The 23,550-nt window shown below is 36.1% G+C and carries 15 protein-coding genes; 4 read left to right on the top strand and 11 right to left on the bottom strand.

The window, feature by feature from the left end; translation table 11 throughout:
* Positions 1–136: 136 nt before the first annotated feature.
* From IR022_RS06925 to IR022_RS06875, 11 genes are all read right to left on the bottom strand, one after another.
* Positions 137–658 carry a DUF6913 domain-containing protein gene (locus IR022_RS06925; protein ID WP_050709903.1) on the bottom strand — a complete coding sequence of 174 codons (522 nt, stop codon included), beginning with the start codon at positions 656–658 and terminating at the stop codon, positions 137–139.
* Positions 659–671: 13 nt separating this feature from the next.
* Positions 672–2,669: an NAD-dependent DNA ligase LigA gene (gene ligA, locus IR022_RS06920; protein WP_194203158.1), complete on the bottom strand. Its 1,998-nt coding sequence runs from the start codon at positions 2,667–2,669 to the stop codon at positions 672–674.
* A gap of 165 nt (positions 2,670–2,834) precedes the next feature.
* Entirely contained in the window at positions 2,835–3,452 is a 618-nt protein-coding gene (locus tag IR022_RS06915) for a 4'-phosphopantetheinyl transferase family protein (RefSeq protein WP_194203157.1), read from the bottom strand.
* A gap of 243 nt (positions 3,453–3,695) precedes the next feature.
* Complete coding sequence (locus IR022_RS06910) at positions 3,696–4,460, bottom strand: prolyl oligopeptidase family serine peptidase (RefSeq protein WP_194203156.1); 765 nt, start codon at positions 4,458–4,460, stop codon at positions 3,696–3,698.
* Between the two features lie 61 nt (positions 4,461–4,521).
* Complete coding sequence (locus IR022_RS06905; protein WP_194203155.1) at positions 4,522–6,276, bottom strand: family 43 glycosylhydrolase; 1,755 nt, start codon at positions 6,274–6,276, stop codon at positions 4,522–4,524.
* A gap of 160 nt (positions 6,277–6,436) precedes the next feature.
* Positions 6,437–7,801 (bottom strand): glucoamylase family protein, encoded by a 1,365-nt coding sequence (locus IR022_RS06900; protein WP_194203154.1) that lies wholly within the window; start codon positions 7,799–7,801, stop codon positions 6,437–6,439.
* A 160-nt stretch (positions 7,802–7,961) separates the two neighbouring features.
* Positions 7,962–10,229: a beta-glucosidase BglX gene (bglX, locus tag IR022_RS06895; protein WP_242053121.1), complete on the bottom strand. Its 2,268-nt coding sequence runs from the start codon at positions 10,227–10,229 to the stop codon at positions 7,962–7,964.
* Positions 10,230–10,252: 23 nt separating this feature from the next.
* Positions 10,253–11,287, bottom strand: coding sequence for a glycerophosphodiester phosphodiesterase (locus IR022_RS06890; protein WP_194203152.1), 1,035 nt, complete (start codon positions 11,285–11,287; stop codon positions 10,253–10,255).
* A 60-nt stretch (positions 11,288–11,347) separates the two neighbouring features.
* Positions 11,348–12,883 carry a RagB/SusD family nutrient uptake outer membrane protein gene (locus tag IR022_RS06885; protein ID WP_194203151.1) on the bottom strand — a complete coding sequence of 512 codons (1,536 nt, stop codon included), beginning with the start codon at positions 12,881–12,883 and terminating at the stop codon, positions 11,348–11,350.
* 19 nt (positions 12,884–12,902) lie between these two features.
* Positions 12,903–15,947 carry a SusC/RagA family TonB-linked outer membrane protein gene (locus IR022_RS06880; protein ID WP_194203150.1) on the bottom strand — a complete coding sequence of 1,015 codons (3,045 nt, stop codon included), beginning with the start codon at positions 15,945–15,947 and terminating at the stop codon, positions 12,903–12,905.
* A gap of 269 nt (positions 15,948–16,216) precedes the next feature.
* A complete protein-coding gene (locus IR022_RS06875) occupies positions 16,217–19,015 on the bottom strand; it encodes a triple tyrosine motif-containing protein (RefSeq protein WP_199330282.1) in 2,799 nt (932 codons plus the stop codon).
* Between the two features lie 188 nt (positions 19,016–19,203).
* Here IR022_RS06875 and IR022_RS06870 point away from each other — a divergent pair, with 188 nt between their 5' ends.
* From IR022_RS06870 to IR022_RS06855, 4 genes are all read left to right on the top strand, one after another.
* Positions 19,204–20,640: a TldD/PmbA family protein gene (locus IR022_RS06870; protein WP_194203149.1), complete on the top strand. Its 1,437-nt coding sequence runs from the start codon at positions 19,204–19,206 to the stop codon at positions 20,638–20,640.
* Between the two features lie 40 nt (positions 20,641–20,680).
* Positions 20,681–21,397: a DUF1003 domain-containing protein gene (locus IR022_RS06865; RefSeq protein WP_050709914.1), complete on the top strand. Its 717-nt coding sequence runs from the start codon at positions 20,681–20,683 to the stop codon at positions 21,395–21,397.
* Between the two features lie 94 nt (positions 21,398–21,491).
* Positions 21,492–22,202, top strand: coding sequence for a DUF5020 family protein (locus IR022_RS06860; protein ID WP_050709915.1), 711 nt, complete (start codon positions 21,492–21,494; stop codon positions 22,200–22,202).
* Between the two features lie 12 nt (positions 22,203–22,214).
* Positions 22,215–23,543: an NCS2 family permease gene (locus IR022_RS06855; protein WP_050709916.1), complete on the top strand. Its 1,329-nt coding sequence runs from the start codon at positions 22,215–22,217 to the stop codon at positions 23,541–23,543.
* Positions 23,544–23,550: the final 7 nt, after the last annotated feature.

The raw sequence follows: 23,550 nt of genomic DNA, 5'->3' as shown, positions 1-23,550 counted from the left end.
AAAGATAACACAATTTTAACTAGTGTAAAATACTATAAGTCTCTTTTTCAGTAATAGAAGTGTCAATTTGTAATATTACAATTATAACTATCTATCGTTATTCTATTTATCGAAGCAATAAAAGGGTGCAAAACCTTTATTGTATATGTGCCAGATAAATTTTCAATTGTTCGTATGCTTCGAAAAGGCTTTGATCTTCTTCTTTTAAAATTATAAAATCATACAATTTCTCTTCTTTCTTTGTAAAACCCAAGCAGAAATTACTTTTGTTACGTACAAGTAGAGATTTTGTGTAATCATTCGGTTCTAATGATAAATCGAGAAAAGTATCGTATTTCAGATTATCAAATTCAGTAAGTATAACAGGACGAATCAAACGTTTCCAATCAAGATCCTTGTGAGTATCTATAACTCTCACATTAGATGGTAGGGTAGGCAATGATGCCTGTCCTTGTACCGATTTGAGCTTTACTGTCCATGGCATAACGTATTTGCCATGGTTTTGTAGATCCTCGATAATAGGAGCCACCATTTCCCAGTCCTGAATGTCAAATAACACAACAACATTTTGCATTCTCTCAAAATTGAGGAATCTATGTTGTCTCTTGTTGTTCTTTAATTGAGATTGTATACTTCTTTGTAAAAAATAATCCAGCATATATTAAGTATGATTATTTTATCATTTTTAAAAACTCATCCTCTGTGAGGATATTTACACCTAGTTTCTGCGCCTTCTCTAATTTAGCAGGTCCCATATTGGCACCAGCCAACAGATGATTTGTTTTAGCAGAAATAGAACCACTGTTTTTGCCCCCATTTAGGTCTATCAGTGATTTATATTCGTCTCTCGAATGCTTCTCGAATGTTCCGCTTATTACAATTGTCAAGCCACTTAATTTATTGGTATGTTGATCTGTAATACTCTCACATGTTTCGAATTGTATTCCAAACTGACGTAATTTACTAATAATATCTTGATTTTCTTCTTTCTTGAAGAAATCAACTATACTTTGTGCAATGCGTTCGCCTATTTCGTCTACTTCAACAAGTTGTTCAACAGTTGCTTGCATCAATAAGTCTATTGAAGGAAAAGCTTTAGCTACTTTTTTAGCTACCGTTTCTCCCACAAACCGTATTCCTAATGCATAAAGCACTCTTGGATAGGGTATATTTACTGAATCGGCAATACTTTGAATTAGGTTTTTGGCACTCTTTTCAGCCCATCTTTCTAATTCTGCAACTTGTTCCCATTGTAGGGTATATAAGTCTGCAACATTGTGTATCAATCCTGCATTGAAGAGATGTTCCACGGTTTCCGAACCACCTGCAATATCCATTGCCTTACGAGTAAGGTAATGCTCTATTCGTCCTTTAATTTGCGGAGGACATCCCATATAATTTGGACAGTAATAAGCGGCTTCTCCTTCGTCTCTTATCAGAGTTGTTCCACATTCGGGACATTCTGTGATGAATTCGACTTTAGGATTGCCTGCCTCTCTGGTATCAATATCTACACGAGTAATCTTAGGGATTATTTCTCCTCCTTTTTCTACATATACCATATCGTTGATATGCAAATCTAGTGCATCAATGGCATCGGCATTATATAGTGATGCTCGTTTAACTGTGGTTCCCGATAGTTTTACGGGATCGAGGTTTGCAACGGGAGTAACTGCTCCAGTTCGTCCGACTTGATATGAAACAGACAATAAACGTGTAACCTCTTGCTCTGCCTGAAACTTATATGCAATAGCCCATCGGGGCGATTTGGCTGTATATCCTAGATTCTTTTGTTGCAATAAAGAGTTTACTTTCAGAACGATACCATCGGTAGCAACAGGTAAGTTCTTTCTTTCTACATCCCATTTCTTTATAAAAGCAAATACTTCTTCTAAAGTGCTGCATTTAATGGTAGCATCGGATGTCTTGAAACCCCATTCGCGAGCCTTTAGTAGGTTTTCGTAATGACCATTTGCTGGCAAATTTTCACCAAGCATATAGTATAAATAAGCATCCAGTTTACGAGATGCTACAATCTTAGAATCTTGTAACTTAAGAGTTCCAGATGTTGCATTTCTCGGATTTGCAAAAAGGTTCTCTTCTTGTTCTGCTCGGTCTTTATTTAAATCCTCAAATACTTGCCAAGGCATTAGTATTTCTCCCCTTATTTCGAATAAAGGAGGATAATCATTGCCTCTTAATGATAACGGTATACTTCTGATTGTTTTCACATTGGCCGTAATGTCGTCTCCTCTTACACCGTCTCCTCTGGTTACTGCTTGAGTTAGTTTTCCATTGGTATAGGTAAGAGAGATAGAAGCTCCATCGTATTTTAATTCACAAACAATCTCGAAATCATCGTTCAAATCTTTTTTTACCCTATTGTAAAATTCCACTACTTCGGCTTCCGAATACGTATTCGAAAGTGAAAGCATTGGATAGATATGTTCTACCTGATTAAATGTTTTAGTAATATCGCTACCTACCCGTTGTGAAGGTGAGCTTGAGTCTGCATACTCAGGGTGAGCAGTTTCTAGGTCGATAAGTTCTTGCATTTTCTTATCGAAGTCAAAATCTGATATTGTGGGGTTAGACAACACATAATAATTGTAATTATGCTTGTTCAGTTCTTCTCTTAACTGTTCTATTTGCTGCCCGATGGATTCCATTTGTTGATATGCTATTAAGTAACATTAAATATTTATTGCTTTATGATAGAAGCTATACTTTTTTAGGTTATTATACCCTTCGAAAGCAATAATAAGATGTGTGATCTTATTGAGATGTGATACAAAAATACGAAATTAATTAGAAATATTTTATGAGTGCAAATCTTAAACCGTATATGTTACAACATAATCATCAGTAACAATGTATTGTATCTGAAATTGAAGGTTGTTTTCGGTAAATGTTTCAGAAGCTTTGAAGCTCCCTTGCTGCTGAGGTGCAAATGAATGAATGTGAAAATTGTTCTTTAAGTCTATCTTTTCCTTGCTTAAGGCTTTGTACATTGTTTCCTTAGCCGACCAGTGTAGTAGCAGATGTATTATTTCATTTTCGGAGTCGATATATTCCAAATCTGAAATAAAGCGAGAACGAACACGCTTTACTCTGTCGGAAATGTATTCTATATCAATACCTACCAATGGAGATTGAGAAAGTATAACAGCGACATAATCTTTAGTATGCGATATTGATAGATTTATAGATTGATCTTCGAAATATGGTTTTCCGTTAGGATGATAATTTATTGTCTTTTCTTCATTCAAAAGAGTTTTAAGAAGCACTCTTACAGCTATCCGTTCGAATGTTCGGGCAGAAGAAGACACCGTTTGTGTAAAATCGACTAAGTCCTGCTTATTATTGAGTTGAGACAGTAGTAGCTCAGGGGCTTCCTCCATTTTCCAGATTCCCCACTTGTAGTTACTATTTTCTTCTTTATAAATAAGCATTGTTTTAATATTAAATAAGGGTCTCAGACCTATTAGACCTATACATCGTGTTGTTAGATGCTAGTTGTTACACTTGGCAAATGTACTAAATAAGTAAAAGAAAGCATTTAATTATATATTGTCAAATGATAACTTTATTCCAATGGCTTTATTAATCAAAACAACAAAAAGATTTTAGCTTCTAAAAAAAGAGTCTTTAAGTATTAGATACTCAAAGACTCTTAAACTGATTTCTATGAAAAATCATTTTTTGTGGCTGTATAACCACGGAACTAGTTCTTTATTTTGAAATACATTTACCCAACTGCCATGATTAACATCGGGATATTCGGTGTATTTAACTTCGTTTCCTGCAGTTTTTAGATTCTCGTACATTTGTTGCGAAAACTGTACGGGAACTACATTGTCTGCCGATCCGTGAAATATCCAAAGAGCTGTATTCTTCGTGTAATATTGTACTTTAGAAACATCTCCACCACCGCATATAGCAAAAGCTGCTGCAAAAGTATTTGGCATACGCCACAGGAGTTCGTATGTGCCCATACCTCCCATCGATAGACCTCCTACATATACTTTACTTTGATCTACTTTTCCAGAGTTCAGCCAATTGGTTATTAACGAGGTTAAAGTCTCCATGGAAGGAGTTGCTTTATCCGAAAGACCGAATATAAATGTAGTTTGATTCTTGAAAGTTTGCCTTTCTACGTTTGCCCAATAAGTTGTGGCAGGACATTGAGGTGCAATAACTATTGCAGGATATTCGGCTTGAAAATTATTAATCAAGAAATCTTTACCATGCGTAAGCTGTTTTTCGTTGTCATCACCACGTTCGCCCGCTCCGTGTAAGAATACCAGAAGTGGATATTGTTTGGTTGCATCATAATCTTTCGGAAACATTACCTGATAGGGTAGGGTGTAACCGTTGATCATATAGCTTGCTGCCTCAAACTGTGCATAAGTAAGAGTGGAACAGAAAAACAAGAGTACAATTAATAATTTCGATTTCATATTGTTAATAATTAATTCGTTTTGAACATTTATTACTGCATTTTATTAAAGGTATGAGACCTTATTTAGCTTCTCCTCGTGTCCAAGTTGATGTACCGTTTTCGTTGATGGCTTCAATTGCAAAATAATAAGGTTTGGTTCTATCCATACCCGCATAATAATACTCGTTTACATTGTGAACCATAACACTACTATATAATTTATCAGGTTCTATTCCGATATAGATATTATAAGCGTAAGCGTTTTCAACAGGTTTCCATTTCAACCATGCACTGCGTTTGTCTGTTTCTGTACGTAATACCATAAACTGTTCAACGGCGCTAGGCTTTTCACCCGCTCCAAATCCAAATGCACGGAATCCAGAGATGGCAAATTTACCGGTAGGCATATGGATGTTTTCAAGCTTCAAGTAGCGTGCTTTAACAGGTTTTTCCAGTTGTACATAGTCATGAGGAACATCTGTCTTATTGTTGCTTTTATCTATCAATACATCCCACTTTTTACCATCTAAAGACGAATATACTTTATATTGATGAAATTTTCCGGAAGTTTTTCCAAGAAATTCAACATCCTGATCAGCGTAATTAAGCTGTACGGCATATACTGTTGAAACTTCGCCTAAATCAGAGATTAGCCATTCTCCTTTATCAGCCGTTTTAGCACTCCAATAAGTTTTAATGTTCTCGTCTACAATATTATTTGCATAATGTGTGCCCAAAGTAGATGATACCAGTACCGGTTTGTTGTAGTTGAGAAGCATCCATCCTGTAAATTGGCTTTTCAAATGATCGGCTTCTCCTGTTGGAATATAGTGTGGATAATCTCCGAATGTAGTATTGCAATACATATTGCCTTCGCTATCAAATCCAGCAGGCCATATTCCGATACGGCGTTCGAAGTTATTCTTTACATTGATAACCATAGTTGATGTATGCCAATAGTTATTCCAACGGTCTTGGAAAGTAGCACCATGCCCAGCTCCGCGTATAAAGCCTCCGGCTTTCATGCTCAAAGGTAAAGATGCATGCTCAAAAAATCCAAGAGGGCTATCGCTTACCGCATATCCATCTGCATAGTGGCTGAATTCTGTTCCGGGGCCTCCCCATTGCAGGTAATATTTACCATCGTGTTTTGTCATCCATGCACCTTCCATAAATGGTTTAAGGAAAGTATTATCCATATGCTCGCCGAAACGATGCCATCCTATTTTATCTCCATCCGTCAATAATAACTCTTTTCGGGTTCCTATTGGTTGGAATGTTTTTCTGTCTAATTCGATACCATATAACGGATATACGTTGCTACTTCCGTTGTACATGTAGAGTTTGCCATCGTCATCGGTAAAGAATGCAGGATCCCATCCTCCGATATCAAAATGTTCCACAGCTTTTTCCCATTTATTATTCTTAGGATCGGTACTGATCCAAATGGGGAAAATACGAGAGTATGTAGATCCAAAAACAACAAGTGTATCACCCATTGTCCATGCCGCAGGAGCGCAAAGATCGTCCCACTTATTGGCTGTTTGCTCTACTGCTTCTTGTGTAAGGAAAGGACGCGATACAAAGTTCCAGTTCAGCATATCACTACTCCACCAATATCCGCTCTGATTTGTCGAGAAAAGATAGTAATCTCCCTTGTAATTAACAATGGCAGGATCGGCAGAGGTGCGATGTTTACCCCATTCCGTAAAGTTGGGAATCGGGCAATATCCGTAATCAATATTTATGGGGTTGCAATATGTATTTTGCTGTGCATAAGTGTTTAATCCCAAAGCACATAACATAAGTAGTAGAGTGTATTTGAATATTTTCATGATGGTTATTAGATAAGTGATAAACATAGAAAGCTTGTTTTTGCAACAAGCTCTCTATTGTATCTTAATTGATCAAAGAATGTTACATATCTATTGCTGCATTATATAATAGCTTTTTCTGTTTATTATACTTTGCTAGGCAATAAAAAGGTATGTGATCTTATTTTTTCAAAGAAGGACTTCCGAAATTTAATTTCTTCAATCCATTTTGAACATCAGGATGGCTCATAAATAGTTTCCAAAGCAATTGGCTACGGTAGTTCTCTATCATTACAGAGATTGGACCTTGATCTATTGCTAAGTAACGTTGAGGATACCAATTGTCTGTTTTGCTATATGCATCATAGAAACCATATTTACCCCACATTTTGTCTCCCATAGAATAAAGGTTACGCATAACTTTCATTGACTCTTCGGGTGTATAAACAATTGAAGAAAGAGCAGCAGTAGGGGTAATTACACCATGATCGCCTCTCTCAGCAGGTTCGTGAGCTGCATATCCAACAGTAGAATAACTAGCAGTTAGTCCCCATGAATTTTCGCCATAACCTTTAAAACCTTTAGGGTTACGGATGCAGTATGCACGATTAACCAATGTGTAGTTTTTCATTTCTTCGAAATAATTAGGACTATAATCGTCTTTTAGATCGGTAGGATTCAATCCTAAGAAAGAATAATGTGCCCAGAATAAAGGACCAGCCTCTGTTCCTTGGTAACGTAGGTTCAGTTTAATACCTTCTATTGTATGAGGTTCTACTATTGCTCCGTTTTCAGCCCAACCTTCGTGATATACTTCCGCAGGTACTCCGTGAGTTGGAGAAGCCGCTGCAAGAACATAAGTAATCAGACATTCGTTGAAACCATGAATAGCAAAGTTCATTTCCCAAGAATGCTCAGGACTCCAGTGCCAGTATAGTACATTTTTGCCATTACGGTGCCAGTTCCAATCTACAGCTCTCCATAGTTTGTCGATACGGGCAGCTACAGCTTTTTCAGTATCAGTTCCGTTTACATAATATTGATGAGCAGCCAAAAGACCTTGCATAAGGAATGATGTTTCTACTAAGTCACCTCCATTATCTTTGTCGCTGAAACCTCTTACTTTACCAGTTTCTCCATACCACCAGTGAGGATAAACTCCGTGGAAGCTATCTGCTTTTTCCAAGAATGAAACAATTTTGTCCATTCTCGCTACACCTTCTTCACGGGTAACATAGCCACGATCTATACCGGCTATAATTGCCATGATACCAAAACCGCTACCTCCTGAGGTTACTACGTTCGCATCATCCAGAGGATATTCTCCATCTATATGATAACGTTCGCGAGCCATTCCGCTTGTTGGTTCTGCACCATCCCAAAAGTAATTGAATGTACGACGTTGAACACTATCAAGCAGAGCTTCATCAGTAATCTGTACCGATGGGTTTTCTTTACTGACGTCCGTATTATTATTGGTGTTTTTGCAATTTGTAAAGACCAATAAAGAACTAAATATTATAAACGGCGTTAATACCTTTTTCATAAGATAAATAATAAAAATATTTAATGATATGCTTTAGAATGATATAGGCGATATAGCCTAAGCAAAGTATAAATAGGTCTACAGGTTAAAGATCGAAAGAGATTGCCTGAAATTATTCTGACAACCTCTTTCTCTTGAAATTATAGAACCTAAGAACAGTTTAATTTAAAGTGAATCGGGCTGTTTTGACATCTTGGCTATCACCACCAATCATAACATCAAAGTCTCCTGGTTCAAATACATATTCTAAATCGTAGTTATAGAATTTAAGTAATTCAGGAGTAATTTTGAAACTTACAGTTTTAGTTTCTCCAGCTTTTAATTCTATTTTCTCGAAACCTTTCAATTCTTTAACGGGACGAGTTACACTTCCAACTATATCACGAATGTATAATTGAACGACTTCTTTTCCATCATATTTTCCGCTGTTTGTAACAGTGATGCTAGCAGTAAGTTCTCCATTTGAATCCAATTGTGAAGAGCTAAGCGCAACATCTCCATATGTAAACTGAGTATAGCTCAATCCGTATCCGAATGGATAAAGAGCTTCGTTGCTAACATCTAAATAGTTACTACGGAATTTTTCAAACCATCTGCCTTCTCCTAATGGACGACCTGTATTTTTGTGATTGTAGAAAAGTGGAATTTGACCTACATTTTGTGGGAAAGTTGCTACCAATTTACCACTAGGATTAACGTCTCCAAATACTACGTCTGCAATTGCAGGAGCAGCTTCGCTACCACCAAACCAAACGTTTAAGATTGCAGGTACGTTTTCATTTTCCCAAGTAAGAGTCAATGGACGACCAGTGAATAGAACTAATACTACAGGTTTACCTGTTTTTAGAAGTTCTGCTAAAAGTTCTTTTTGAACATCTGGAATATCTATGTTAGTACGGCTACTAGCTTCACCACTGAATTCAGAAGATTCACCTAATGCAGCAACAATAACATCTGCATCTTTAGATGCTTCAAGCGCTTCGTTCAACAATTGTTCTTTAGTACGGTCATCTCTGTTTAATGAGCGTCCAAACATAGTTGCATGCTCTTCCAATTTCGCATCTGCTGTTAGGTTACTACCTTTAGCATATACAACTTTTACGTCTTTGCCACCAACTGCTTGCATTGCTTCGATAACAGTTTGAGGTTTGTCAAGATTAACAGCTACACTCCATGTTCCGGGCATATTAGAGCGAGTATTAGCCAATGGACCAACTACTGCAATTTTGCCTTGTTTTTTCAGAGGTAAAACATTTCCTTCATTTTTTAGAAGTACGAAACTTTCTGATGCTATTTTACGAGCTACAGCACGATTGGCATCTGTGTATATTTCTTTTTTAGCGCGTTTAGCGTCTAAATATTTGTAAGGATCTTTAAATAGACCTAATTTGTATTTAGCTTCAAGAATACGACGACAAGCCAAGTCAATATCAGCTTGTGATACTTTTCCTTCTTTTAGAGATTTAGCGATAGTACCTGTAAAACCTTCAGCTACCATATCCATATCTACACCAGCTTTAAGTGCACGTGCTGAAACTTCCTGCAAGTCTCCAATACCATGCTCAACCATCTCGCTGATTCCGGTATAGTCAGTTACAACAAATCCGTCAAATCCCCATTGTTTACGAAGTACGTCTGTCATTAACCATTTGTTTGCAGTAGCTGGTACACCATCTACTTCATTGAATGATGCCATAACACTACCTACACCTGCTTCAATAGCAGCTTTGTATGGGTACATATATTCATTCATCATACGAATACGACTCATGTCTACTGTATTGTAATCACGTCCTGCTTCACCTGCACCATATAGAGCGTAGTGTTTTACACAAGCCATAATGTGAGTATTATCCGAATAGGTATTATCTCCTTGATAACCACGAACCATTGCTTTCGCAATTGCTCCACCTAAGAAAGGATCTTCTCCGTTTCCTTCAGAAACACGTCCCCAACGTGGATCACGTGAAATATCTACCATTGGGCTGAATGTCCAAAATATACCATCAGCACTAGCTTCTATTGCAGCAATACGAGCCGATTGTTCGATAGCTTTCATATCCCATGTTGCAGCTAAACCTAATGGAATAGGAAATACTGTTTCGTATCCGTGGATAACATCCATTCCAAAAATCAATGGAATTTTCAGACGACTTTCTTCTACAGCTACTCTTTGTACATCGCGGATTTTAGCAACTCCTTTGATGTTGAATAATCCTCCAACCTGACCTTCTTTGATCTTAGAAGCGATATCACTACTCTTTGCCTGCCCGGTGGTAATGTCTCCGGCACTAGGTAAGTTGAGCTGCCCGATTTTCTCTTCGAGAGTCATTTTACTCATCAGATCGTCGATGAATCGATCCATTTTTACATCTCTTGCATTACTCTGCTGTGCTCCAACACTAATTGCGGCACAACAAAAAAGCATAGTTAATAGTTTTTTCATATCTATTATTTATAATGTGTTTCAATAAATTTCAAAAGTAATTCTGGTTCGTCAGTAGTAATATAATCTACACCCTGTTGCAGCAAATGTTGCATTTGCTCTTCGGTATTTACTGTCCAAACATTGGTTGTTAAGCCCAATTGTTTAGCTTTCTCTGCAAGCTTTTCATCGTTATAAAAAGCACTATAATGATAATCTATTCCATCTACTTTGGCAGCAGATAATTCTTCCAAGGTTTTATTAGTTTCCAGATATGCAATAGTTGCTGTAGGGTCTAATTGTTTTACATGTAGCAGGGCTTCATAGTCGAAACTAATATAGTCAACCCAAGCCTGAGCCTTGTATTTATGAACGAGCTGAACAGCTGAGTCAGCAAGAGCTAAGCTACGCTCTTTTCCTTTTTGTGAACCTTTAAGTTCTAATACCAAACGTGTTTTATTTTGTTGTTGTATACATTCAAGATATGCCTCAAGTGAGGGAACAAAATCTTCATTTTTTAATGGAATCTCCATCAATGTCTGAGCAGGAGTATCTTCTACAACCTTGCCACCTATTGTTGGGTCATGAGATAGAATCACTTTATTGTCGGATGATAACCAAACATCAAATTCGGCAGCTTCACATCCTAATTCTATTGTATTTATTAATGAACTCATCGAGTTTTGACTGGCTTCATGATTTTTCCATGCGCCTCGGTGAGCTATTACTTTGTTGTGAATAAATTCATCTTTCACTAATTCGAAAGCTTTATTACCACAACTGCTTTTAATTATTATTTCGTATCTGAAGGGTGATGATGCAGAGAGTTCTACATTTGGTTTTAATCTAATATAACCGGATTGGTCAATTAGAAATAGGTTTGATGTGTCTTTTGCTAAAGTTACATTCTCGTTATTTGAGGATATAAATCTACCGATCGCAGCTCCTTTTACATTGACGGGTATAGTATATTTGTCAAGGGTAGGCAATATTGTTGTTGCTGAAATGGATAAACAAGACATACAAACTAATAGGAATAATATTGTTTTTTGAGCTCTCATGGGATTTAGATAAAAATATAATAGGGGCAAAAATGTGCCCCTATTATATAAATTTATTATTTAGAAATTAGGGTTCTGAACTAATACTCCATTTGATTTATCTATTTCAACCTGAGGTATCGGAAGTAATGCATGCTTGTCTTGGTAATTTGTTTTACCTGCAGCATGTAATACTTCTTTTGCAATTCCCCAACGTACTAGGTCATAGAAACGGTCTGGTTCAAGACCAAGCTCTACTCGTCTTTCATGACGGATAGCATCTCTTAGCTCAGTTTGACCGTTAGTTGTAACTTTAGGAAGGATAGATGCATTGTTACCACGAGCACGACTTCTAACTTGTTCCAAATAGTTTAGAGCATCTGAACTCATACCTAGTTCGTTAGAAGCTTCTGCAGCCATCAAAACAACATCTGCATAGCGTATTAATCTAATATTTACCCAGAATCCAGCATTTGTAAACGATTTACGTAAAGCCGGGTCAGTATATGCTTTTTTATTATATGCAGCTCCCATTGCACTAGATATTGGAGATTCTCCAAATGGTGTATTGGTGTTTTCTGGAGTGATGGGATCAATCACATTACCAACTTGGCGACGGAAATACAATAGAGTTGCATCTTTACGTGGATCTCCTGCTTCATATGCTTTATCCTTAAGTATGCTAGTTGCCATATGCCATCCCCATCCAAGGTTCCATTGACCACTACCTCTTACGCCTTGTACTTCTGCAAATTGACTTCCTATAGTTCCTGAATTTGGTTTAGCTGCAGTAGCTAAACATTGTAATTCGAAAACTGATTCAGGTGAGTTTTCTCCTTCATCTGTAAAGATTTTATCGTAATGAGTACTTAGGTTATAGAAGCCTGAGTTTATAACTTCTTTTGATGCAGCTAGCATATTTGTCCAATCGTTACGCATCATATAAGTTCTGGCTTGTAATGATCTTGCTGCTCCCCAGGTCAATCGACCAGTAAAGCTATCTGACCAGTGGGTAGGTAAGTATTTTACAGCTACTTCCAAGTCTGCATCAATAAGCGCGTATATATCTGCTGCTGGCGATTTCGCAATATTTGCTTGTGCAGGATCTGTCACTCTAAAATCTATCTTAGGCACTTCTCCAAAAGCTCTTACTAAATTAAAGAAAGCATATGCTCTGAAAAATTTAGCTTCAGCATAATTGATTGTGTCTTGACTTGTTTTAGTTGATTGTCCTTCAATACCGCTTATGGCAGTGTTACAGTTAACTATGATTTTGTAGTTTTCAGTCCAATAGCTAGCTAAAACTCCATTTGTTGTATTGTACTCAAAGTCATCAAAGAAGGCTGCTTGATCGGAACCATCACCAGCATCACTACCTTTTTCTGAGTCTTCAGAACGGAAATTATGTATGGCGAAAGCGGGTATGCCAGCTGTAATATTGTAACCTCTCATAAGTCCGTAAAGCTGGAATACTCTTCCTTGATTTATACCACCGGGAGCATCATCTTCTGTTAAATCACCAAGAGGGCTTCTATCTAAAAAGTCACTACAACTTGTTAGAGATAGTCCGGCTATAAGTACTGCCGGAAGTATATATTTTTTTATTAATCGTTTCATAAAAATATTTTTTATATAATTAGAAAGTAAGATTTAGACCAAAAGTGTATATTGCAGGCATAGGATAAGAACCATTGTCAATACCAAATGCAGTAGCATCACCTCCTAATTCAGGTGTATAACCTGTATTGTTTTTCCAAGTTTTTAAGTTCTGAGCATTTACAAATACTTTTAATGCTTTTAAACGTACTTTTTTCAATGCATTTTGATCGAAAGTATAGCCTAATTGAATATTTCTAATTCTGAAGAAACTACCATCTTCGATATAATAAGTAGAATTTTCGTTATTGATTGTACGAGTTGTATTCAATATAGGTTCAGAGTTAGATGTTCCTTCTCCAGTCCATCTGTTAAGTCTGTGCTCCATAAAATTGAATTGAGACCAGTTGTAGTTATCCCAAGTTCTATAAATGTCATTACCTGCTACACCCATGAAATCAATACCTACATCAAAGTTTTTGTAATTAAGTCCTAATGTGATACCATAAGTGAAATCAGGAGTTGGATTACCGATCATACCTCTATCAGCTGTTGTGATTTGGCCATCACCGTTCATATCTTTAAATTTAAGATCTCCCGGTTTTACAGTGGTCAAAGTATTCTTTGGAGAATTAGCTATGTCAGCATCAGATTGATATACACCATCTACTGTATAGCCATAGAAAAATCCAATAGGATATCCGGCTGTAGTATGTGATATGTTTTTATCTCCTTTTATGATTGTATAGCCATCTTGAACAAGCGATTTTACTTTGTTATCTATTGTGGTTAGGTTACCACTTATGCTATATCCCCAATCGGAATTAATCTTGTCACTCCAAGAAGCAGCTACTTCAAAACCTTTATTTTGAATTTCACCTAAGTTTCCTAAGCCAGGAGTTGTTCCTGCAATACCAGGTATTTCAGCTAGAAGGTCTTTTGTGTTTTTCTTGTAATATACACTTTCTAAGCGCAATCTATTTGCAAGCATATTCATTTCAAAGCCAGCTTCCCATGCCTCTATTTTTTCCCATCTTAAATTGGGATTTGGAATATACTTCAATGAATATGAAGGATATTCTACTGATGGATTGCCAAATATAGCAGATATTTCATTTGTTAGAAGAGGTTGTGCAGGATATGGAGTCTCCATATTTTGGTTACCTAATGTACCCCAAGATCCTTTTATCTTTAAGAAGTCAATAAAAGACTGATTTTGCATGAAGTTCTCTTCTGACATAACCCAGCCTCCACCAGCGGAGTAGAAATTTTGCCATTGGTTTCCTGTATAGTAGAATGCAGAAGAACCATCACGACGGAAAGAACCATTGAATAAGTATTTGTTCTTATAGCTATAAAGAGCTCTTACTAGAAATGATACTGTAGATCTCTCCCATTGTTTACTTTCTGTTTTAGATGTGCTGGGATCACCCATGCTTACATACCATTTGTCTGGGTTATTAGGTATTGGTAATCCATTACCTTGGGCTCTTTCAGCAGTAAGACTAGTTAAGCTATTATAGAATGTAGTAAAACCTGCTGTTGCTGTAATGTTATGATCATTAATTTTATTAGTATAAGTTAATATATAATCAGCTTGTATTTTGGTTTCATCTACTTTGATCTGTTTGATACCTGTTCTTTTAGTACCTAAAGTATCAATAGGGTTAGGTCCTAGAATCGCCGGATCATATACTGCAACTATAGGGGTGTATGTACGGCTGTCATCTGATCTGTAGTCGAGAGCAAACATCGTTTTGAAATTGAAGTTCTTAAGGAAGTTGACTTCTCCGTAAATATTACCTCCACCACGATAGTTTATAGCTTTCGTTGTATTGTTTCTTGCACTAACATCAACCATTGGGTTTTCTATTTGGCCTTTTTGAAAGCTAGGAAGTGCATGATATAGTTGGAATTCTTCATTGAATACCGGTGCTACTGGAGCTGCTCTCAAAGCTCTAAGAACCTCTTTTTGGTCAGCAGGAGTTAGTCTTGCTCCATTAAATTGGAATCCAACTTTAATGTCTTTAGTCAGCTTATAGTCGCTACTGAAATTTACAGTTGCTTTGCCAAATTTTTCATGCTGAATGTTTCCTTCTTCAGAAGCATAGCCTACACCTAAATAGAATGTACTTTTTTCAGTAGAACCTGTTATGCTAATATTACTATTTGACATGAATCCTGTTTGGAAGATCTCGTCTTGCCAGTCTGTATCAGCTTGCCAGTTTGTAAAATCATAAGGTTTATTTCCTTGATTTACTAATTGCTCATTGTAAAGTTCTTTAAACTGTGAAGCATTGGTAAGTTTAACCTTGTCTACAACTTTCTTAAAACCAAAAGCAGTATTAATGTTTACTAAAGTTTGGCCTTCTTTAGCTCTTTTTGTATTGATAATGATAACACCATTAGCTCCACGTACACCAAAAATAGCTAGAGATGAAGGGTCTTTAAGAATTTCCATAGTCTCTATATCTGCAGGATTCAGGAAATTAATGTTGTCATTAAATAATCCGTCTACTACATATAAAGGTTTGTATCCATTGATTGAGTTTGTTCCTCGAATACGAATCTCTGGATCTTGACCAGCTTTACCCGTGTTTATTACTTGAACCCCAGCTACTTTACCTTGGATAGAAGCTAAAGGATTGGTTGCTGGTTTAGTGAATACATCATCTCCTTTTACTGTTACAATAGATCCGGTAAGGTCTCTCTTTTTCGCTGTACCGTAACCAATAACAATTGCAGTTTCTAGTTGGTGTGTATCATCAGTTAAAACAACGTCAATTTTAGTTCTTGATCCAACTGTGATTGATTCGGGCTTCATCCCTAAGAATGAAAATTGAAGAATGTCACCTGCTTTCGCATTAATAGAGTAGTTACCATCAAAATCGGTAACTGTTCCTGTTGTGGAACCTTTTACTGTGACACTAACTCCTGGTAGTGGATCTTTTTGCTCATCGGTGACTACTCCTGTAACTGTAGTCTGAGCAAATGCATTTGAAATGCTTGCTGAGAAGATTAAGAATAGCAGAAGACAAAGCTTCATGCTCATTCTCCTCATAGAGGTTAATCTAGTTTCTTTCATGGATTTCTGATTTTACTGTTAAACATTTTTCATTCCTTCTGATAAGTATAATATTCCTTAAAGACGCCATAAAGAATTTTGGGAACTATTATCTTATTTTCTGTAAATGATTTAGAACAAATGTAAAAACAGTAAGTTCAGTGGGTACGAGATTTTTTGCATAACGAATACATCTGCCTCCGATTTAACAATGTGAGCACCTCATTATTACTACTCAGATAAATGTAATTATTTATATATTACATATTTATGTTTTTGTTTTAGAGGGCTTATATTTGTAAAAAGAAGTCATTTAAGTGCTGATGAGAAGGGATTTCAAGCTTTTTACGTAGTCTGTATCTGCTGTTTTCTACTGCTCTGACCGAAATATTCATTAATGTAGCTATCTCTTTAGAATCTAAATTTAGCTTGAGACATGCGCAAAGTCGTAAATCATTAGCTGTAAGTTGGGGGTAAGTTTCCTTTATTTTTTTAAAGAAATTTGTATGTTTCTGTTCAAATTTAATAAGAAATGTTTTCCAATCTTCTTCGCTATCTAGACTGCTGTTTAGTAAAGTATTTATTTTTTGATATAGAGGTGTTAGAGTTTTGTTATTTTGTTTAGTTGAAAATTCTTCCACTTCATTTTTTATCTTTAGAATAAGTTCATTTCGCTGTATTATAAAAGAGGTTTGAGATAGAAGTTCAGCGTTCTTCTCTTCAACTTCTTTTTGTAAATGTTCATTAATAAGATTAAGACGCTTAGTTTCTAACGTACGAAGCTTCTTCAAATGTATTTTTTTGTATTTATACTGAATATAAAGTATTATAGAGGCAATAAGCATAATAAACAAGAGGCAATAAGCAAGAACAGCCCATCCTGATTGATGCCATGGGGCTAAGACTTCAAAGGGAAATTGTATTTCTTCAGATCTGTTCCCTTGTCTATCTACAGCTACTACGATGAAAGTGTATTTTCCTTTGGGCAGACGTTCATAGGTCATAAAATTTTGATTCTTTAGTGCATGCCATTGATCGTCTAAGCCCTCTAATTTATATTCAAAGGAGATATTTCGAGTAAGAGTTTCTGCTGTTGAGAATCGAAATTTTATTGTGTTGAAGGAATGATTTATTTGATTGAAATTATTATCCAGATAAACGGATTCACCATTAGCATTGGAAATTTTAATGGACTTGAAATAGGGTTGGGCTATAGGATCATTTTTTGCTGTCACTTTGTTCTTACAAAGCAAAAAGCCATTATCTAAGCAGATGAGGCTCAGATCGTCATCTAGAGTAACTATGTTTTCGAAATTGTCGATCATCGAAAAGTTCTTATAACCGATGTCAATTATAAATTTTATTTGAGCTCTATTGTCATTGTACACTACATTGTAGATAAGATCGTTTCCGATAATCCAGAAATTCTCAGGAGTGATGTTCACAACCTCTTTGAGACCCGAAATGCTACTAAAACAGTCATTTAAAGCTTGCTCTGGAACGATAGTTCCCTCAATATCGTTGTATGTATAGAATTTATTATTTCCTAAAAAGGCTATGCGTCCACCTACTTTAAAAAGTTTCAGTTTATACGGAATATCTTGTTTGTCTTCATTACCATAATACTTAAATGATTCTATTTTAGAAAAATCATCATTGAGTCGGGTTCTGTATATTCCCTTATTCATATGTTGTAACCAAACATTATTCAAGTGATCTGTTTGTACTTTTTTTATTGGCTCTTGTACTTGATTTAGGACATGGAGAGTTTGAGTTTTCTTGTCTATGGACATCAAGCTAATATAAGTACCAAGCAAGAGGTGATCTTTGTCTTTCTCCATAGTATAAAACACACCGGTATTTATAGAGTAGGGAGATGTCACAGATAGATTCTGATCAATAATCAATAATCCTTGATTATGTGAGCAATACAACTTGTCATCAATAACATTCAAACTCCAGGTTTGTCCTCCCGTTTTAGGAAGGAGTGTAAATTTGGATAGTGCATTCATACTATAAAGATCATTTTTGTCAATATAATATACACCTTGATTAGTTCCTATAAATAGTTTACCCTTATATAGTGAAGCAGAATAAACAGCTCCAATTTTACCAGTAGGATCAGTCATGCAACTTATTCCGTTTAGATACTGTATGCAAGAGATTCCCCTATCCAGACCTGCCCAAATTGTTTTAGAGCGATCTTCATATAATGATAGTACTGTATTGTTGTGTAAGTATGTTTCGGTGTTGAAGTGATTTGTAATATTGCCATTAGGAGATACCTCATAAATACCACTCAATATGGTTCCAAAGTAATAATTACCATTACTTGCAGCCAGACCGCAGTTCACGCTACCATCAATGAGAGATTTGTTGCTGTTCCATATTTTGAACTCTGAGCCGTCGTAAATATATAGCCCCATTGACGATGTACCTATGATGTATTTATTGTCGGGTGTAGGAAGTACAGTTCTGACTTCGGTTTTTGAGAAGATTTCGCTGCCGGCTATTTTTTCGTATTGGTTACCTACGATTTTGAAAAGACTTCCCGCCATTTCCTGAATCCATAATTCATCTTTGACCTTTATCAGAAATAGTATGTCCTTTTCTTGTGGAAATTTATAAACATTGTTCTGATCGTAGATGTAAATGTTTTTAAAGGATTGAAAATAAACGAGATTGTCCCTTTTCCAAATTCTCCAAATATCATCATTGTGTAGTCGTCCACCCGGAAGGTTGTCGCTAAGCGATGTATATTTAAGTATTCCGCTAATATCTCTGTCCCATCGACCGAATTCTTCGTATCCTCCAGTAAATATCGTCTGATTAGAGGCTGCATATATAGCTCTCACTACATCTGCTTTATGTAATTTATTCAAGTTCCAATCAATTCCGTCGAATTCCAATAATCCGAGATCGTTTCCGATGTACATTATTCCTTTTTCGTCTTCGCTTAAAGACCAGTTTTTATTACCGGCTTGATAATCGCTTCTGCTGAAGTTTATAATGTTAGGATTGTTGGCTATTATTGGTGAATGTGATAATATAAAGACACTTATTAGTATCAAAAATAGATAACGGATCATCTTTTTACTGACTTTTTATTGTATATCTGGTATGGTTTCTGTAATGAAAAGATAAAGATATAGAAAAATAGATTAATTTTGATGTGTGAAAATATTAAAGGGTACCAATGTGCCTAATCTTAGATAAGTTTTGTGCCTAAGATAGATATAATTGAGTATGGTGATAGATACTTGAAAAAGACTTATAGATGATAGAATTTAATAATGATATAAATATACAGGCTGTTTTGACACATTTTGGTGTGACAACAGAGGATTTACAAAAGGTATTATATGAAGCTTTGGCTAAAGGAGGCGATTATGCCGATCTTTACTTTGAGCACACTATAAACAGCAGTATATCTCTTCGAGATGGAGAGGTAAACAGAACCTCTTCGAATATCGATTACGGAGTAGGTGTCAGGGTAGTCGTAGGAGAGCAAACAGGATATGCTTATGTTGAAAATACAGTGTTACCCGATATGCTTAGAGCTGCCCGAACTGCCGCAGGAATTGCTCATGCACCTAAGCAAAGTAATCCTATAAATATAACAGAAGCTCATTTTCCTAATTATTATAAGGTTGGGAAATCGTGGGAAGATGTTTCAGTAAATGAGAAAAAGTCTTTTATAGAAAAACTCAATGCGCGAATATTCGAAATGGATTCGCGAGTAATAAAAGCGAGTGTTAGTTTGAATCACTCGACATCTTATATTCTGTTTTTCAATTCGGAAGGTACCCTTTCGTGGGATTATCGTCCGATGGCTATTATGTATGGAGGATGTACTATGGAGCAGAATGGCAAAATAGAAAATGGTTTTGCTTCACGTGCTTATCGCAAAGGTTTTGAATTCTTGAATGAAGATCTTATTGAAACATTGGCAAGAGAGTCAGTCTCTCAAACAGCACTAATGTTTGATGCTGTAAAACCTAAAGGAGGCGAAATGCCTGTTGTGATGGGTGCCGGAGGTTCCGGTATATTGCTGCATGAGGCGATAGGGCATGCTTTTGAGGCAGACTTTAATCGCAAAAACGTATCTATATTTTCTGATTCTTTAGGGAAAACGATCTGTAATCCCAATATAAATGTAGTAGATGATGGTACAATAGAATTTGCCAGAGGAGCTATAAATTTTGATGATGAGGGTATTGAAAGCCAAAAGACTTATATCGTAAGAAATGGTATTCTCGAAAGCTATTTACATGATAGAATCAGTGCTAACTATTATGGTGTGAAGCCAACAGGTAACGGACGCCGCCAATCATTTCGCCATGTACCTATGCCCCGTATGCGCGTAACGTATATGGAATCGGGTAATATGACCAACGAAGATATGATTGCGAGTGTAAAACAAGGTGTGTATGTTGATAATTTCAGCAATGGGCAAGTTCAGATAGGTGCAGGTGATTTTACGTTCTATGTAAAAACAGGTTATTTAATAGAAAATGGAAAACTGACTCAACCTATAAAAGATATTAACATTATAGGAAATGGTCCGAAAGCTTTAGCTGATATTACTATGGTGGGTAATAATCTGAAAATTGATGAAAGCTCGTGGACTTGTGGAAAGGATGGACAAAGTGTACCCGTAGGACAAGGTCTTCCTTCGGTTTTAGTTAGTAAACTGACAGTAGGGGGAGAATAGTGAATTCAGTTTTAAATTTGCATTGTTAAATTAGCATGTAATGAAAGAATTTATAAGTGATATATCAAAAGAAAAATTTCCGATCTCCCAAAGGATTTCGGGAACATCAATTAGGTCATCTATTCTTGAATTGATTCAAAAAGAACATCCCGATTTTGATAGGAGTAAATTTCTTGCAATTCCGGAAATGAACCTTTTTCGCGAAAAATACATTTCGGCATATCTTACCGATCAGTTAGGTGCATTATCTGATCTCGAACAAAAAGTATTGTCTTCGGTAAAAGATCGTTCAACTTTAACAGATAAACTTGACGACGAACAAAATCAAAGATTAACAGCAGGTCAGAAAGTCGCAGATAAAGTGGCCACTTTTGGAGGAAGCTGGACTTTTATTATCTCTTTTGGCGTTTTTATTTTTCTATGGATATCATTAAATATATTTTGGTTTGCCAATAAAGGATTCGACCCCTATCCATTTATTCTACTAAATCTTCTGCTATCGTGTTTGGCTGCTATACAGGCTCCGATAATAATGATGAGCCAAAATCGTCAGGAGGAAAAAGATCGAGATCGTTCTAAAAAAGATTACATGGTTAATCTAAAATCGGAACTAGAAGTAAGAGCGTTGCATGAAAAGATAGATCATTTGATGATATACCAACAACAAGACCTTATTGAGATTCAGAAGATTCAAATAGAAATGATGAATGATATATTGGCGCAAGTAGAGAAAAATAATAAGAATAATCAATTTTGACTAATAAATATCCGAAGTCTGAGACTTACCTTATTCCGGCTAAATAAAACAGTATATAAATAATTAAAAAGTAATTAATCGAGCAAAGAAATCTATGAAAAAGCATTTACTTCTTTCGTTACTTCTATTCGCAGTATCCATTCTTTCTTATTCGCAGGAAATTCAATTACATTTCGATCCACGTCACACTTTGAATAATGATGTTGCTCCACGAAATTATTTTACAGCAACATTTCAGATGTTCAAGCCCGATAAATGGGGTTCTACCTTTGGTTTTATCGATTTTGATTTTAATCAAAGCAAGGGCAATATAGGTTTGGCTTACATGGAGATTTATAGAAATATAAAGGTTGGTAATAGTCCTATTATGCCTCACATCGAATTTAATGGGGGGATTGTGAGAGGTGACAACTTCTCTGGTTTTTCCATTCCCAACGCATATATGGTAGGAGGGGCGTACGATCATGCTTTTGGTTCAGTATTTATTAGTACTTATTTGGTTTATAAGTACAATACTTTTGATAAAGCGAGCCACGACGTACAGTGGACAGGTATTTGGAATACTAACTTATTCAATAATAAAGTGACATTAACGGGATTTATTGATGTGTGGACAGAAAATAAAGACAGAGTAACAGGTAAAGGTGGTAAGAAATTTATATTGTTGACTGAACCTCAGTTCTGGTATAACATAGACAAAAATATAGCCTTTGGGAGTGAAATAGAAATTACCAATAATTTTTATGCCAACTATAATAATAAGCTATATGTATTTCCTACTATTGCAGGTAAATGGACTTTCTAATACAATAGATCAATGAATAATATGTTAGAGAAAATTTTTAAACTAAAAGAAAATAATACAACTGTTCGTACAGAGTTGTTCGCAGGGTTGATTACCTTTCTGACCATGTCGTATATTCTGGTTGTAAATCCGAATATTTTGGGAGAGGCTCATATGGATAGAGCCGCTGTTTTTACAGCTACGGTTTTAGGTTCTATTATTGCAACACTCTTCATGGCATTTTTCACCAATTTGCCGGTAGCACAAGCTCCGGGAATGGGACTTAACAACTTCTTTGCTTTTACCGTAGTGTTGACTATGGGGTATACATGGCAATTTGCTTTGACTGCAGTTTTTATAGAAGGTATTATCTTTATCCTTCTCACATTCTTTAATGTTCGGGAACTGATCGTCAAAAGTATTCCACGAGTTTTGAAGGAAGCTATTCCAGTAGGAGTAGGTTTATTTATAACATTAGTGGGATTAAAAAGTGCCGGAGTAGTAGTTGGTAACGATGCAACGTTGGTTTCTTTAGGTGATATGGCAAATCCACATGTCTGGATAGCATTAGCTGGTGTTGTTATAACAGGTGCATTATTAGCTCTCAATGTAAATGGAGCTATTCTTATAGGTATAGTTGCTGCTACCATTGGAGGTGTTTTTGCGGGAGTTGTTCACTTTCCCGAAGGTAATTGGGTAAGTTTGCCACCTTCTTTAGCTCCAACATTTGCTCAGTTCGAATGGGATAAGGTGCTTAGTTTCGATATGGCCTTAGTCGTATTTACATTCTTGTTTGTGAATCTATTTGATACTGTAGGAACTCTTATAGGCGTTGTTTCTAAGGCAGGACTGACAGATAGTGAAGGAAATTTTCCACAAATTAAAAAGGCGCTGTTTGCTGATGCATTAGGTACAACTGTTGGTGCAGTGCTTGGTACAAGTCCCATTACTGCCTATGTAGAAAGTTCGTCAGGCGTTGCAGCCGGAGGGCGTACGGGATTGACTTCTGTAAGTACTGCTTTTATGTTTGTATTGGCTTTGTTCTTTGCACCTCTTTTCCTTATCGTCCCTGCTTCAGCAACGTCTCCAGCACTTATTGTTGTAGGTTTATTTATGATTTCGGCAGTGGCTAAAATTAACTTTAATGACATCACAGAATCATTACCTGCTTTTGTTACATTGATTTTTATGCCATTTACATATAGTATTGCTCAAGGAATTGTGTTTGGTATTCTTACCTTTTTCTTTGTGAAAATATTATCAGGCAGATATAAAGATGTTTCGGCTGTAATATACGTATTGGCAATTTTGTTTATAATAAAGTTAGGACTTGATGCTGCCCACATTTGGGAGAAAATGTAAAACAGAT

Origin of the sequence: Dysgonomonas sp. GY617 (genome assembly GCF_015233815.1) — a bacterium.
In the GTDB taxonomy this organism is placed as follows: Bacteria; Bacteroidota; Bacteroidia; order Bacteroidales; family Dysgonomonadaceae; genus Dysgonomonas_A.
This window is presented reverse-complemented; position numbering and strand designations above follow the sequence as displayed.

Excerpts from the sequence above, each read along its gene's own strand:
- IR022_RS06925 (WP_050709903.1), bottom strand. The coding sequence starts at position 658 with ATGCTGGATTATTTTTTACAAAGAAGTATACAATCTCAATTAAAGAAC.
- ligA (WP_194203158.1), bottom strand. The coding sequence starts at position 2,669 with ATGGAATCCATCGGGCAGCAAATAGAACAGTTAAGAGAAGAACTGAAC.
- IR022_RS06915 (WP_194203157.1), bottom strand. The coding sequence starts at position 3,452 with ATGCTTATTTATAAAGAAGAAAATAGTAACTACAAGTGGGGAATCTGG.
- IR022_RS06910 (WP_194203156.1), bottom strand. The coding sequence starts at position 4,460 with ATGAAATCGAAATTATTAATTGTACTCTTGTTTTTCTGTTCCACTCTT.
- IR022_RS06905 (WP_194203155.1), bottom strand. The coding sequence starts at position 6,276 with ATGAAAATATTCAAATACACTCTACTACTTATGTTATGTGCTTTGGGA.
- IR022_RS06900 (WP_194203154.1), bottom strand. The coding sequence starts at position 7,801 with ATGAAAAAGGTATTAACGCCGTTTATAATATTTAGTTCTTTATTGGTC.
- bglX (WP_242053121.1), bottom strand. The coding sequence starts at position 10,229 with ATGCTTTTTTGTTGTGCCGCAATTAGTGTTGGAGCACAGCAGAGTAAT.
- IR022_RS06890 (WP_194203152.1), bottom strand. The coding sequence starts at position 11,287 with ATGAGAGCTCAAAAAACAATATTATTCCTATTAGTTTGTATGTCTTGT.
- IR022_RS06885 (WP_194203151.1), bottom strand. The coding sequence starts at position 12,883 with ATGAAACGATTAATAAAAAAATATATACTTCCGGCAGTACTTATAGCC.
- IR022_RS06880 (WP_194203150.1), bottom strand. The coding sequence starts at position 15,947 with ATGAAAGAAACTAGATTAACCTCTATGAGGAGAATGAGCATGAAGCTT.
- IR022_RS06875 (WP_199330282.1), bottom strand. The coding sequence starts at position 19,015 with ATGATCCGTTATCTATTTTTGATACTAATAAGTGTCTTTATATTATCA.
- IR022_RS06870 (WP_194203149.1), top strand. The coding sequence starts at position 19,204 with ATGATAGAATTTAATAATGATATAAATATACAGGCTGTTTTGACACAT.
- IR022_RS06865 (WP_050709914.1), top strand. The coding sequence starts at position 20,681 with ATGAAAGAATTTATAAGTGATATATCAAAAGAAAAATTTCCGATCTCC.
- IR022_RS06860 (WP_050709915.1), top strand. The coding sequence starts at position 21,492 with ATGAAAAAGCATTTACTTCTTTCGTTACTTCTATTCGCAGTATCCATT.
- IR022_RS06855 (WP_050709916.1), top strand. The coding sequence starts at position 22,215 with ATGAATAATATGTTAGAGAAAATTTTTAAACTAAAAGAAAATAATACA.